The 13,052-nt window shown below is 70.0% G+C and carries 10 protein-coding genes; 4 read left to right on the forward strand and 6 right to left on the reverse strand.

All coding sequences use genetic code 11. From position 1 onward, the window contains the following. Positions 1-73 precede the first annotated feature (73 nt). The 4 genes from ACFFR3_RS35640 to ACFFR3_RS35655 all read left to right on the forward strand — a co-directional run bounded on the left by ACFFR3_RS35640 (position 74) and on the right by ACFFR3_RS35655 (position 5,177). A complete protein-coding gene (locus ACFFR3_RS35640; protein ID WP_379484577.1) occupies positions 74-910 on the forward strand; it encodes a phosphoribosylaminoimidazolesuccinocarboxamide synthase in 837 nt (278 codons plus the stop codon). A gap of 78 nt (positions 911-988) precedes the next feature. After that, complete coding sequence (gene murA, locus ACFFR3_RS35645) at positions 989-2,254, forward strand: UDP-N-acetylglucosamine 1-carboxyvinyltransferase (protein WP_364368270.1); 1,266 nt, start codon at positions 989-991, stop codon at positions 2,252-2,254. A gap of 201 nt (positions 2,255-2,455) precedes the next feature. Then, a complete protein-coding gene (locus tag ACFFR3_RS35650) occupies positions 2,456-3,745 on the forward strand; it encodes a GTP cyclohydrolase IIa (protein WP_345393805.1) in 1,290 nt (429 codons plus the stop codon). A gap of 475 nt (positions 3,746-4,220) precedes the next feature. After that, positions 4,221-5,177, forward strand: a complete 957-nt coding sequence (locus ACFFR3_RS35655) for an EamA family transporter (RefSeq protein ID WP_364368273.1) — start codon at positions 4,221-4,223, stop codon at positions 5,175-5,177. Here the strand turns inward: ACFFR3_RS35655 and hisC are convergent, their stop codons facing one another. From hisC to ACFFR3_RS35685, 6 genes are all read right to left on the reverse strand, one after another. Beyond that, the gene (gene hisC / locus ACFFR3_RS35660; protein WP_379484578.1) at positions 5,178-6,236 is read right to left on the reverse strand and encodes a histidinol-phosphate transaminase; all 1,059 of its coding nucleotides are present in this window, start codon (positions 6,234-6,236) and stop codon (positions 5,178-5,180) included. It lies immediately after the preceding gene. 60 nt (positions 6,237-6,296) lie between these two features. Then, positions 6,297-6,962, reverse strand: a complete 666-nt coding sequence (locus tag ACFFR3_RS35665) for an NUDIX hydrolase (protein WP_345393799.1) — start codon at positions 6,960-6,962, stop codon at positions 6,297-6,299. A 60-nt stretch (positions 6,963-7,022) separates the two neighbouring features. Then, positions 7,023-8,816 (reverse strand): DUF4434 domain-containing protein, encoded by a 1,794-nt coding sequence (locus tag ACFFR3_RS35670; protein WP_379484579.1) that lies wholly within the window; start codon positions 8,814-8,816, stop codon positions 7,023-7,025. A 40-nt stretch (positions 8,817-8,856) separates the two neighbouring features. Next, positions 8,857-9,945 (reverse strand): glycosyltransferase, encoded by a 1,089-nt coding sequence (locus ACFFR3_RS35675; RefSeq protein ID WP_345393787.1) that lies wholly within the window; start codon positions 9,943-9,945, stop codon positions 8,857-8,859. Between the two features lie 19 nt (positions 9,946-9,964). Beyond that, positions 9,965-11,212, reverse strand: a complete 1,248-nt coding sequence (locus ACFFR3_RS35680; protein WP_379484580.1) for a nucleotide sugar dehydrogenase — start codon at positions 11,210-11,212, stop codon at positions 9,965-9,967. Between the two features lie 130 nt (positions 11,213-11,342). Next, complete coding sequence (locus ACFFR3_RS35685; RefSeq protein WP_345393784.1) at positions 11,343-13,028, reverse strand: glycosyltransferase family 4 protein; 1,686 nt, start codon at positions 13,026-13,028, stop codon at positions 11,343-11,345. Between the last annotated feature and the right edge of the window lie 24 nt (positions 13,029-13,052).

The raw sequence follows: 13,052 nt of genomic DNA on the forward strand, positions 1-13,052 counted from the left end.
CGCTCCGCCCCCGCCGGAAGGCGCACGCGACCCCTCACCCGGTGGCCGGCCGCCCGGTGGCACACTTGACCCCGTGAAACACGTGCACTCTGGCAAGGTCCGCGATCTCTATGAGACAGCCGACGGCCTGCTGGTGATGGTCGCCTCCGACCGGATCTCGGCCTTCGACCACGTCCTTGAGCCCGACATCCCCGACAAGGGGGCCATTCTCACGCAGATGTCGCTGTGGTGGTTCGACCAGCTCAAGGACGTCGTGCCCAACCACGTCGTCAAGCGCGGCGACGACGCGCGCAGCGTGGTGTGCAGGCCGCTGCGCATGGTGCAGGTCGAGTGCGTGGCCAGGGGCTATCTGACGGGTGGCGGCCTGGCCGAATACCGCGCGGGCGGCACGGTGTCCGGAGTGCCGCTGCCCGCCGGGCTGCAGGACGGCTCGCGGCTGCCCGAGCCGATCTTCACGCCGTCCACCAAGGCGCCGCAGGGCCAGCACGACGAGCCGATCTCGTACGAGCAGGTCGTGGAAGAAGTCGGTGCTGAGACCGCGGAGGAGCTGCGCCGCGTCACGCTGGCCGTCTACGCGCGCGGCGCGGAGATCGCGGCCGAGCGGGGCATCATCGTCGCCGACACGAAGATCGAGCTGGGCTGGGACTCCGACGGCGTGCTGACGCTGGGCGACGAGGTGCTGACGCCCGACTCCTCGCGCTTCTGGCCGGCCGACGAATGGCAGCCGGGCCGCAGCCAGCCGTCTTTTGATAAGCAATTCGTACGGGATTGGCTGCTATCGCCCGAATCCGGATGGGACAAATCCACCGGTAACCCCCCACCGCGCCTTCCCGATCACATCGTCGAGCGCACCCGGCAGCGATACCTAGAAGCGTATGAGCGCATCACGGGGGCTTCCTTTAGCGGATGATTCGGCTGGGTCATGTGGTGTGAGCGACTACTGTTGGCCCGATCAAGCCTCACCGCCAGAATTCAAGGAGCCGCACGAATGGTCCGTTACCGCGTGCGCGGTGGCAACGCACTGCGTGGAACCGCGTTCATCCAGGGCGCGAAGAACGCCGTGCTCCCCATGATCGGTGCGGCTCTGCTGGCCGCCAAGGGCCGCACCGTCCTGCGCAACGTGCCGATCATCGAGGATGTCCGCCGCGCGGTCGAACTGGCCGAGGCGATCGGCGCGTACGTCGAGCTGCACGAGTCGGAGCGCACGCTGGTCATCGACGCCTCCAAGGTCAGCAGCCCCGTCCTGCCCGCCGAGATCGCCAGGCGCTTTCGCGGGTCGGTCCTGTTCACCCCCGCCCTGCTGCACCGCCTCGGCGAGGCCGTGGTCGAGGGCGTGGGCGGCTGCAACCTCGGCAGCCGCAACCTCGACTTCCACTACCTCGGCTACAAGCGCCTGGGCGCGATCGTCGACGAGGGCGAGACCGTCATCCACGTCAAGGCGGCCGGGCTGACCGGCGCCACCCTCTATCTCGACACGCCCTCCCACACCGGCACAGAAAACCTCATCATGGCCGCGTGCCTGGCCAAGGGCACCACGGTCATCGAGAACGCCGCCCTTGAGCCCGAGGTGCTCGACGTCATCGACATGCTGAGCAAGATGGGCGCCCGCATCAGCGGCGGCGGCACCGGGTTCATCACCGTCGAGGGCGTCGACGAGCTGCACGCCGTCGAGCACACCGTGATGCCCGACCGGCTCGACGCCGGCGTCTTCGCCATGGCGGCGGCGCTCACCCAGGGCGAGGTCAGCCTCGTCGGCACCGGCCTCGACCTCGGCGTCGTGCGCTACAAGCTGGAGCAGATGGGCGTCGAGTTCCACCGGCAGGGCGCCGTGCTCCACGTGAGCTGCGACGGCCCGCTGCGGCCGATCAACATCATCACCGACACCTACCCCGGCTTCGCCACCGACCTGCAGTCGCCGATGATGACCGTCGCGGCCCTCGCCGACGGCACCAGCTACATCCATGAGCGGATCTTCGACGGCCGGTTCGCGCTGGCCGGCGAGCTGAACAAGATGGGCGCCAACGTCGAGGTGAAGGGCAGCAGGGCCGTCGTCCGTGGCCGCACGCCGCTCACCGGCACGCAGGTGACCGCCCACGATCTGCGCTCGGGCATCGCGCTCGTGCTCGCCGGTCTGGCCGCCGAAGGCGAGACGGTGATCGACTCGGGTTACCTCATCGACCGCGGCCACGCGCATCTCGCGGCGCGAATGCGGGCTCTCGGAGCGGACATTACACGAGAGATTTCTGAACGCTAAAAATCGCCAGAAAAGTGGCGATGAGCTGCATAAACACGTAGTCGGGCGGTCAACCAGAACGGCTTTCCGGAAAAGTCGGGCGTGACATTACGGCCCCCGCGAGCGATCGTTCCAAAAGAGAGCACTGCAACGGACGGCAGGATGGGACGAACATTGGTCGAGAGGGCCGAAGAAACTCCCCGAGTGTCACGCCCGGGCGCTATGACACCGGACCTCACCATCGGCGTGGTCGGACCCCACGACCTGGTCGAGCGAGTCATGCTGATGGGTCACGCCGCGGCGCCGCTGCCGTGTCGCCTGGTCGCCGCGGCCTACCGCGACGAGCAGGAGGCGCCCGACAAGGTGACGCGGCTCGGTCCCGGTGTCGACGCGTGCCTGTTCGCCAGCCCGGTCCCCTATGACCTGGCCAGGCGTTCAGGCGTGCTGACGATGCCCGCGACGTACGTGCAACTCGGCGGAGCGGCACTGGTGGCGGCGCTGGCCAAGGCCGCGCTCGACACCCGTGTCGACCCGAAAAGGGTCAGCATCGACGTGGTCAGCAGGGCCGATGTCGAGGAGGCGTACACCGACCTCGGCATCCCCGCGGCGGACGTGCACAGCCGTGACGAGCCGGGAGCCACCGGCACGATCGCGGCCTATCACGAACGCCTGGCCCGGCAGGGCGCTACCACGGGAGCGCTCACATGCCTGCCCGCGGTGGCCGAACGACTGCACACGGCAGGCGTACCGGTCATCAGGATCAGGCCGACCTCGGCGGCGGTCCGTACGGCGCTGCACACTGCGGCGCTGCTCGGGGCGCACCACCGGCTGGAGGAGTCACAGCTGACCGTCGTGCTGGTGGAGGTGCCGACGCTGCGCGAGCCCGTGCGGCGCGCGGCCCCCCGCTACTGGCGCGACGAGCTGCGGCTGTCGCTGCACCGGCTGCTGGTCCAGGAGGCGAACAGGATCAACGCCACCGTCTGGCCCATCGACGATCACAGCTACCTGGTGACCGCCACCAGAGGGTCGATCGCGGCGGCGACGGACGGGTTCAGGGTGTTGCCCTTCGCCGCCAGGATCAGGGAGGAGCTGGGGCTGGCGGTCGAGGTCGGTGTGGGCATGGGTCGCACGACGCACGACGCCGAGTCGCATGCACGCGCCGCGTTGGCGCGGACGCAGGCGGGCAAGCAGGCACAGGGCTTCGCGGTGGACCGCGAGGGGCGGGCGCTGATCCCGGCTCCGCGGATGCCACCGACCGGGGCCACCGCACTGAAACCGAAAGGAGTGGAAGTACTGGCCCGGCTGGCGGCCAAGCTCGAAGGCGGCGACACGGTGGTCGACGCCGAAGGAGCGGGCAAGATGCTCGGGGTCACGCCGCGTACGGCACGGCGGTTGCTGCGCACGTTGGTTGACGAGGGACTCGCGTGGCCGCTTCCGCCCAACCGCACGCCGCAGCCGGGGCGTCCGCGCCAGCTCTACCGGCTGATCGTGGAGAAGCTCGGGCCCCGCTGAGCTGGGGTGGCCCCGGCGTGCACAGGGCCGGCCCGCCGCACGTTTCGCGGCGGGCCGGCTCGCTCGTTGACCGAAGCGTGTCGGCTTCGGGAACATTGCGGGCGCACTCTTGTGAACTCATTGGTTGACGCGTGTAGATGCGGGTATGTTCTCCGTCGCCCCCGATCGACGGGATTCGGACGGGGGCACCAAATCCTTTCGGCGCCGGCCGTCCGTGGTGACGATCCCCCTGCGTAGCGTGAGGTTCGACGGCCCTCGTGCGCCTTTTCGGTCTTGGTTAGGGAATGGGCTGGTGTGTCCGCCCGCACGAACGGTGTCAGGCGGGGCTGTGCAGCGCTGTGAGCGCCTATCACCCCCAGGGCGGCCTCCTTCCCCATGACCCGCGGCACCGGCCCTGTCAGCGCGTCCGCGCGCCGAGTCCAAGGACTGATATTCGTGGGTGTTCTGTCGGTCTTGCGCTGTACAGTCATGAGCCATGACTGCCAACGCTCCTGACAGCCGCTCCCCTCTCCTCATCTGGGGCGCTCTGGCGATCGTCTACGTCGTGTGGGGCTCGACGTACCTCGGCATCAGGATCGCCATCGAGACGATGCCGCCGCTGCTGCACGGCGCCTCCCGGTTCGTCACCGCCTCGCTCCTTCTGGCCGCGTTCCTGCTGATCAAGAAAGGTAGGGCCGCGTTCAGGATGACGCCGCGCCAGTTCGGCGGCGCCGCGCTCGTCGGGCTGCTGCTGCTGACCGGCGGCAACGGCATGGTGGCCGTCGCCGAGCAGCACATCTCCAGCGGCCTGGCCGCGCTGCTGGTGGCCTCGGTGCCGCTGTGGCTGGTCGTATTCAGAATCATGGCCCGCGACCGGCCCGCGCTGCTGACGATCGGGGGCGTGCTCGTCGGGTTCGGGGGCGTGGCCGCGCTGTCGCTCAACGGCGGCGGCGAGGCGGCCGGCACCACCGGCATCGTGGTGATCCTGCTCGCCTCGCTGTCGTGGTCGATCGGCTCGTTCCTGTCCGCCCGCATCCCCATGCCGCCCAACGTGTGGACGGCCAGCGCGGTCGAGATGCTGGCCGGCGGCGCCGGGCTGGCGATCGTCAGCACCTCGATCGGCGAGCACGTCGACCTCGCCGCGATCTCCGGGCGCTCGTGGGCGGCGCTGGCCTACCTGGTGCTGGTGGGCTCGCTCGTCGGGTTCACCGCGTACACGTGGCTGCTCGGCAACGCGCCCATCTCGCTCGTCTCGACGTACGCCTACGTCAACCCGGTCGTCGCGGTCATCCTGGGCGTGCTGGTGGTCAACGAGCACGTGACCGTGCAGATCGTGCTCGGCGGCGTGGTGATCCTCATCGGCGTCGCCCTGGTGGTCTCGACAGAGCGACGCGCGAAGAGGAGGCCGGCGCCGGCGCCGGCCGACGAGGTCACGGCGCCGCAGAACGCCTGATCAGGCGCGGAAGCGCGCGGCGGCGGCGAGGAAGGCGTCGTTCGCCTCGGGCGAGCCGATCGACACCCGCACGCCCTCGGGCTGGAACGGCCGCACCGCCACCCCGTCCTTCGCGCACTCGGCGGCGAAGTCGAGCGTGCGCTCGCCGAGCCGCAGCCAGACGAAGTTGGCCTCGGAGTGCGGCACCGTCCAGCCCTGCCCGATGAGCGTCTCGCGGACGCGGGTGCGCTCCTTGACCACCCGCTCGACCCGGTCGAGCAGCTCGTCCTCGGCGGCCAGCGAGGCGATCGCGGCCACCTGGGCAAGGCTGTTGACGGCGAACGGGATGATCGTCTTGCGCACGGCCGTGGCCACGGGCTCCTGCGCGATCATGTAGCCGACGCGCAGCCCGGCCAGCCCGTACGCCTTGGAGAACGTGCGCAGCACGACCACGTTCGGCCGGTCGCGGTAGAGGGTCAGGCCGTCGGGCACGTCCTCGTCGCGGACGTACTCGCGGTAGGCCTCGTCCAGCACGACCAGCACGGTCTCCGGCACCCGGTCGAGGAACGACTCAAGGGCGGCCCTGCGGATGGCGGTGCCCGTCGGGTTGTTCGGGTTGCACACGAACACCATGCGGGTACGGTCCGTGATCACCTCGGCCATGGCGTCGAGGTCGTGATCTTCGCCCGCCAGCGGCACGCGTACGGACGTGACCCCGGCGAGGTCGGCGAGCAGCGGGTACGCCTCGAACGACCGCCACGCGTAGACCACCTCGGCGCCCGGCTCGCTCACCGTCTCGAACAGCTGCTGCGCCACGGTCACGGACCCCGCCCCCAGCGCGACGTGGGCCTCCGGCACGCCGAAGCGCTCCGCGACGGCCTCGGTCAGCTTGACCGCGCCCGCGTCGGGGTAGCGATGGATGTTCCTGGCCCCCTCGGCGATGGCCTCGACCACGGAGGGCAGCGGGTCGTACGGGGACTCGTTGGACGACAGCTTGTACGACCGCCCATCGGGCGCGGCGACCGCCTTGCCCGGCGTGTAGGGGGCCATGGTGTCGAGAATCTGGCGGAATCGAGGCATGGCATCACCTTAAGAGCAGCGGCCGGGTGGGACATCACCCGCCTGTCCTTTGCAGGGGCCTTATTCCTTGAGGCTGCGCAGCATGGGCGGGTGGAGCAGCTCGGCGGGCCCGCGGCGGTAGAGCTTGGCGGGCCGCCCGCCGTCGCGGGTCGTGGTGGCGCCGGTCTCGACCAGGAAGCCCTCGGCCTTGGTGACCTTGCGGTGGAAGTTGCGCGGGTCGAGGCCGCGGCCCCAGACGATCTCGTAGACCCGCCGCAGGTCGGCGACCGTGAACTCGGGCGGGCAGAACGCCGCGCCCAGCGAGGTGTACTCCAGCTTGCCGCGGGCCCGCTCGACGCCGTCGAGCATGATGCGCCGGTGGTCGAAGGCCATCACGGCGAGCGAGCTGACCGGCTGCCAGCTCATGTGGGCCTTCTCCGAGGCCGGCAGGTCGGGGGCGAGACCGAGGTAGGCGACGCTGAGCACGCGCTGGCGCGGGTCGCGGTCGGGGTAGCCGTAGGTCTGGAGCTGCTCCAGGTGGACGGGCGCGCCCGGCAGACCGGCCCGCTCGGCGAGGATGCGGGCGGCGGCGGCCGGCAGGTCCTCGTCGAGCTGGATGAAGCCGCCGGGCAGCGACCAGCGGCGCAGGAACGGCGGGTTGTCGCGCCGCCAGACGAGCGCGCTGAGAGCCTGGTTGCGCACGGTGAGCACGACCAGGTCGACGCTGACCGGGATGCTCGGGACCATGCCCGGCACGTTACACGCGTCCTGTGGAGGCGGCGAACCGTGCGGCCCCTGCTGACGATGCTAGGTGACGATGCGGACGTGCAGCGGCTCGGTCGTGCTCTGCCCCGAGGGGAGCTTCACCCCGATACGCACCCATTCGCCGGCGGGCACCCTGGTCCAGTCGAACGGCACCCACGCCGCCTGCATGCCCTCCGGCAGCTCCTCCTCGATCGGGTCGGTGTCGAGCCAGCCGACGCTCGCGATGTCCATCTCCTCGGTGCCGCCCGACCACTGGACGGTGACGGTGCCGAGGTCGAGGTGGTAGCCGCGGACCTCCACGCCGTCCTGGGCGTCGCGGGGCCGCCTGATGGCGTCCACGGCGATCGGGCGCTGCCAGTCCTTGACGATCTCCTCCTCGACCGACGGGCTGCCGCACGTCATGAAGTCGCTCCACATGTAGGAGACGATCTTCTGGACGTACCGGCCGGCCATCGTGACCGCCTGGTCGAGGCGCTCCTTGTCGGTCTTGCCACGGGTGCCCGTGGGGGCGCAGGGCTTGTCGCCCGACGGCTCGAAGACCTCCACGTTGGCCCAGAGCTGCACGTGGTAGCCGGAGTCCATCATCTCCTCGCGGGCCTCCGACATGGCGCGGTAGTAGTCGCGGGTGGAGCCGTGGTAGGCCGTCTCGTACGTCGACTCGCCCACCACGGGCCGCAGCCGCTCGTCCACCTCGTCGTCGCGCTCGTCGGGCCAGAACAGGCCGACCTTGCCGGTGCCCCGGCTGTCCTGCGGCGCGATGATGCCGACCCCCGTGCGCACCAGCGCCTTGAAGCCCTCGGCCACCTGCTGCGGCGTCTGCCCGAACGCGACCCGCTTGCGCGCGTCGAGGTAGGGGCTGATGAGGATCGGCTTGCCCGACAGCTCCTGCTGCACGATGCGGTGCTGGTCGGAGTAGACCTCCAGCGTCGGGTTGTCGGCCAGCGTGGCCGACATCTGCACCTCGAACGGCTGGTAGACGCCGCCGAGCGACTCCCTGCCGGCGAACCGGGCGCCGTAGTCCTGCACGATGCGCCTGGTCAGCGTGGTGAGCGTGCCGAGGTGCCGCCTCTCCGCCCTGATCGGCGTCTTGTGGTCGCGCGGGGCCAGCGGCAGCGCGGGGAAGACCCGCATGCCGAACTGGTCGCCCAGGTCGAGCAGCTCCTTCAGGCTGTCGCTGGGCGAGCCGGCCACCAGGATCATGTCGTACGACTGCGCCTTGCTGCTGAAGTCGCAGGTCGCGTCGTCGGAGCCGTCGGCCTGGGTGATGAGCCGGTAGTAGACCCGCTTGCCGACCTCGATGGCGTGCTCCATCTCGGGGCAGCGGTAGAGGCCCGAGCCGAACGCCTCGTCGGTGCGGTAGACGTACATGCGACCGATGCGGTTGCCGGGGTTGGCCTGCTTCAGGTCGCGCTCGGCGGCGTCGTGGCAGCTCAGGCCGTCTTCGACGCACGGCTTGTAGAGCGAGTCGATCGTGCCGTCCTTGGCGCGCACCTGGCCTGATGCGGTGACCGTGCGGAACTGCAGGCCGTAGCCGATCCTGATGATCGTGTCGCCGCCGACGCGGTGGATCTCCTGGAGCTGCTTGCGCCAGGTGCAGGGGTTCGACTTGGGGGTGATCCAGTAGCCGGTCACCGCGTAGGGGGCGATCTCGCCGGTGTCGAACGTTCCACACGGGTCGGTGAACTCGCTGACCTTCGGCGTCGGCAGCGTGGCCGACGGCTTGGGCGCCGGTGACGTCGCGGCCGTCGGCTCGGAGTCGCCCGGACGCAGCACGACGACGACGGCGGCGATCACGGCCAGGACGGCTACGCCCACGACCAGTAAGAGCCAGCGCACGTTCAGGAACCTACCCGCCCTTGTCTATGACAGCTGTGAGTTACGGCTTGACCCCGGCCCAGGACTCAAGCTGTGACACGAACCGCTTGGCGGAGTTGGGCCAGTGGTGGTTGGCGCGGGCCGCCGCGTAGCCGCGCGCTCCCTGCGCCCGCCGCTCGCGTACGTCGTCCCGCAGCGTGACCACGGCCTGCGCGACCGCCTTCGGGTCCTCCCACGGCACCACGACGCCGCTGTCGTACCGCTCGACCAGCTCGACCGCGCGCGGCGACGGCGTGGTGATGACGGGGATGCCGTGCGCCATGTACTCGATGATCTTCGTCGGCATCGAGTGCCGGTAGTTGGGCTCGTCGTGCAGCAGCGACAGGCCGGCCAGCGCGCCGTCGAGCCGCTTGAGCGCCTCGTCGTTGGGCATGAAGTCGCGCCACTCCAGCAGGCCGTCGGTGACGGCCTGGTTGAGCAGCGGGCGGCTCTGCGGGTCCGCGTAGCCGATGAGCTCCACCACCACCCGGTACGGCTGCAGCAGCTTGGCCACCTCGATCGCTTCCAGCACGCCGCGGGCCCGCGACAGCCACCCGAGGTAGACCACCCGGTCGTCGCCTGGCGGCGTCACCGAGTCGGGCACCCAGGTCTCGTTGGGCACGATGAGGTGGGCGTGCTTGAAGCGGCCCGCGTACGCGGTCTCGGCCAGCAGCAGGTGCATGTGCCGCTCGGCGGTGCCCTCCAGCATGCGGGCGAGGAAGCGCACGGGCGGGCGCAGCGGCGCGGGCAGCCACGGCTTCAGCGAGAGCGTGGCCGGGGTGTCCTCGTGGACGTCCCACACGATCGGCGGCCTGTTGCGGATGCCCCAGACGGCGAACAGCAGCTCGGGGTCGTGGATGAGGACGAGGTCGACCTTGTCGCGCATCTTCTTGAACAGCCGGCGCGCGGCCAGCACGGCCGCCACCCGCTTGCGCTGGGCGGCCCTCGGCAGGTCGACGCCGTTCACCCAGGGTCGCGGAACGACTCCGTGCGCGGTGTACGAGGCGGCGTACGTGACCTCATGACCGGCATCCACAAGGGCACGGATCTGCCGATGCAGAATTCTCGCGTCCTCGGGGTTATGCACCACCGTCATGACGAGCACGTGCACTGCGCGCAGCCCTCCGTCGCTACAGCCGCTCGACGCGTTCACCCTCGGCGAGCACGCCTCGGGTGTCCAGCACGAGCTTGGCCTTCGCCTCGACCATGTCGAGGTCGAATGCGGCGTGCTGCTGCAGCAGCAGCGTCACGTCCGCGTTGGTCACGGCCTCCGCCAGGTCCTCCTCGCGCGGCACCGCGGTGCCGTCTACCGACCACTCCTTGACGTAGGGGTCCGCGAACGAGAGGTCGGCGCCCAGTTCCAGCAGCGCACGCGCCACGGGGAGGGCCGGGGTCTCGCGTTCGTCGGCGATGTCCGGTTTGTAGGTGACGCCGAGCAGGACGACCTTGGCGCCGTTCACGGCCTTCTTGTGCCGGTTCAGCAGCCGCTGTACGCGGGCGACCACGTACGAGGGCATCCGCTCGTTGATCTCCTGTGCGAGCTCGACGAACCTGAAGGGGTAGCCCAGCTTGCGCACGGTGTACGACAGGTAGGACGGGTCGACCGGGATGCAGTGGCCGCCCACGCCGGGCCCCGGCAGGAACTTGTGGAAGCCGAACGGCTTGGTGCCGGCGGCCTCGATGGCCTCCCACAGGTCGATGCCCAGCTCGTCGCAGAAGATCGCCATCTCGTTGACGAGGGCGATGTTGACGTGCCGGTAGGTGTTCTCGAGCAGCTTGGCCATCTCGGCCTCGCGGGTGCCGCTGACCGGCACGATCCGCTCGATGAACCGGCCGTAGAACGCGGTGGCCCGGTCGCGGCAGGTCGGCGTGAAGCCGCCGACGACCTTGGGCGTGTTGCGCAGGCCGAACTTGGCGTTGCCCGGGTCGATGCGCTCGGGTGAGAAGGCGAGGTGGAAGTCCTCGCCCGCGATCAGCCCCGAGGCTTCGAGCAGCGGCCTGGCCACCTCGTCGGTGGTGCCGGGCCAGGTGGTGGACTCCAGCACGACGAGCGTGCCCTTGGTGAGGTTGCGGGCGACGGCCTTGGTGGCGCCCTCCACGGCCGACAGGTCGGGCCGGTGGTCCTCGTCGAGCGGGGTGGGCACGCAGATGACGATCGTGTTGCTTCTGGCCAGCACGGTCTCGTCGAGCGTGGCGCTGAACCCTTGGGACAGCATGTGCTCGAGGTCGGCGTCGGTCAGGTCGTCGATGTAGGAGCGCCCGGCGTTGAGCGCGTCGACCTTGGCGGGGTCGACGTCCAGGCCGACGACTCGCAGACCGGCGGCCACCGCCTCCTTGGCGAGCGGCATGCCGACGTAGCCCAGGCCGATGACAGCCAAGTCTATTTCTGTCACAGCTGTGCCTTAGAGAGCCGGAAACAACACTTCATGGTGGCAAAGGTTATCTCAAGTCCACCTAGCTCACGCCTAATGCGAGCGAACCAGTCACAAGAGACGGCCAAAGGGACGGTCATCGCTCGGCAAGCGAACGGTATAGAGCTTGATAAGTCTCGGCAACACGGCTCCAAGTCCGCTTCGCCGCGACCTCCGCCCGGCCCGCCTCGCCCATCTCGGCGCGCTTGGCGGGATCGTCCCTGAGCCCGCCGATCGCCTTGGCCAGCGCTTCCGGATCGCCTGCCGGCACGAGCATCCCGGCCCCGTCGGAGCCCACCAGCTCCGACAGCGCGGGAAGGTCGCTCAGCACGACCGGCTTGCCGAGCGCCATCGCCTCGACGGGTTTCAATGGCGTAACAAGTCGGCACACCCGCAGGTCCTCACGCGGGCAGGCGAAGATGTCGATCGCGTCCTGGGCCTGCAGCGCCTCGTCGGGGCCCACCCGTCCGGGCAGGATCGCGTCCTTGAGGCCCAGCTCCTCGACCAGCGCGAGCAGGTTCTCGCGCTCGGTGCCGTCGCCGACGATGAGCACGCGGACGGGAGAGCCGCCGTCGCGCAGCAGCGCCGCCGCCTTGAGGAGTGTGGCAAATCCCTCATAAGCCACGATGCTCGACACCGAGCCGACGACGATCTCGCCTTCCTCGATGCCGTACGCGCGACGGAACGCGGCCCCGTCGTAGTGGGCGGTCAGCAGCGAGTCGTCCACGGCGTTGGGCGCGAGGTGGATCTTGTCCCTCGGCACGCCCCGCTCGACGATCTCCGCGGCCATCGTCTCGGCCAGCGTGACGACCGCGTCGGCCGCGCGCATGAGGAACGCCTCACGCTCGCGCTGGAGCACGTGCCGCTGGCTGCCGATCCTGATCGGGTCGCGGGAGGCCCACGTCTCCTCCAGGAAGCCGCGGACCTCGTAGACGAACGGCGTGCCCGTGCGGTCGCGCACAGCGTGGGCGATCGAGCCGTTGCGGTGGTCGGTGGCGGCGTGCAGGAGCTGCGGGCGCAGCTCGGTGACCAGCTTGGTGACGCGGTCGGCGCCCCTGATGATGCGGCCCTGCGTCTCGAACGGCATCTCGCCGTGCGGCTCGGGCAGCAGCCGGTGGTAGGGGATGCCGTCGATCTCGTCGTACGGCGCCGCGTCGGCGTGCCCCTGCAGCATCGGCCAGCCCCAGCTCGTGACCACGTGCGGGTCGATGCCCGCGGCCTTCTGGGCGCTGACGATGCGGTGGGTGCGCACGGTGTAACCGGCCTGCGTGTACGGCAGCGCGTTCGTGACGACGTGCAGGACCCGGTTCTGGACCCGCTCCAGGATGGCCACCTTGGGCGCGGGCGGGATGGGGTCGGGGCTGATCGCGGCCAGCTCGCCCCGGTAATAGGCGGCCCTGCGCTTGACGAACGGGTATTTGGTGTGGGCCTCCAGGACGGCGGCGGCCTCGCTGACCCGCCCTGCGTCCCAGTGGGTCTTGGCCTCGTTCCACGGGCCCTTGACCACGCGCATGCCGAACTTGCGCACCATGCGGCGGGCCCGGCGGGCGGCCGGCCAGGCGACGCTGCCCACGACGGGGCGCAGCCGGGGCGGGAGCGTGTCGGCGGCGGCCTGGGCCACGCGGACCGGGTCGGACTTGACCTTCGTCCACACCACGCGGGAAACGATGACCGGGTGGTTGACGAAACCCTTGAGAAGCCCACCGACGCCGGCACGGGCGGACTTCGCGGAGACCCGGTCGGATGTACGGGAGGAGTCTTGACGACTGGCGTCGGATGCCACGGTGGGACCGTACCATAGGCAGCG

Source organism: Nonomuraea salmonea, assembly GCF_042428605.1.
Taxonomy (GTDB): domain Bacteria; phylum Actinomycetota; class Actinomycetes; order Streptosporangiales; family Streptosporangiaceae; genus Nonomuraea; species Nonomuraea salmonea.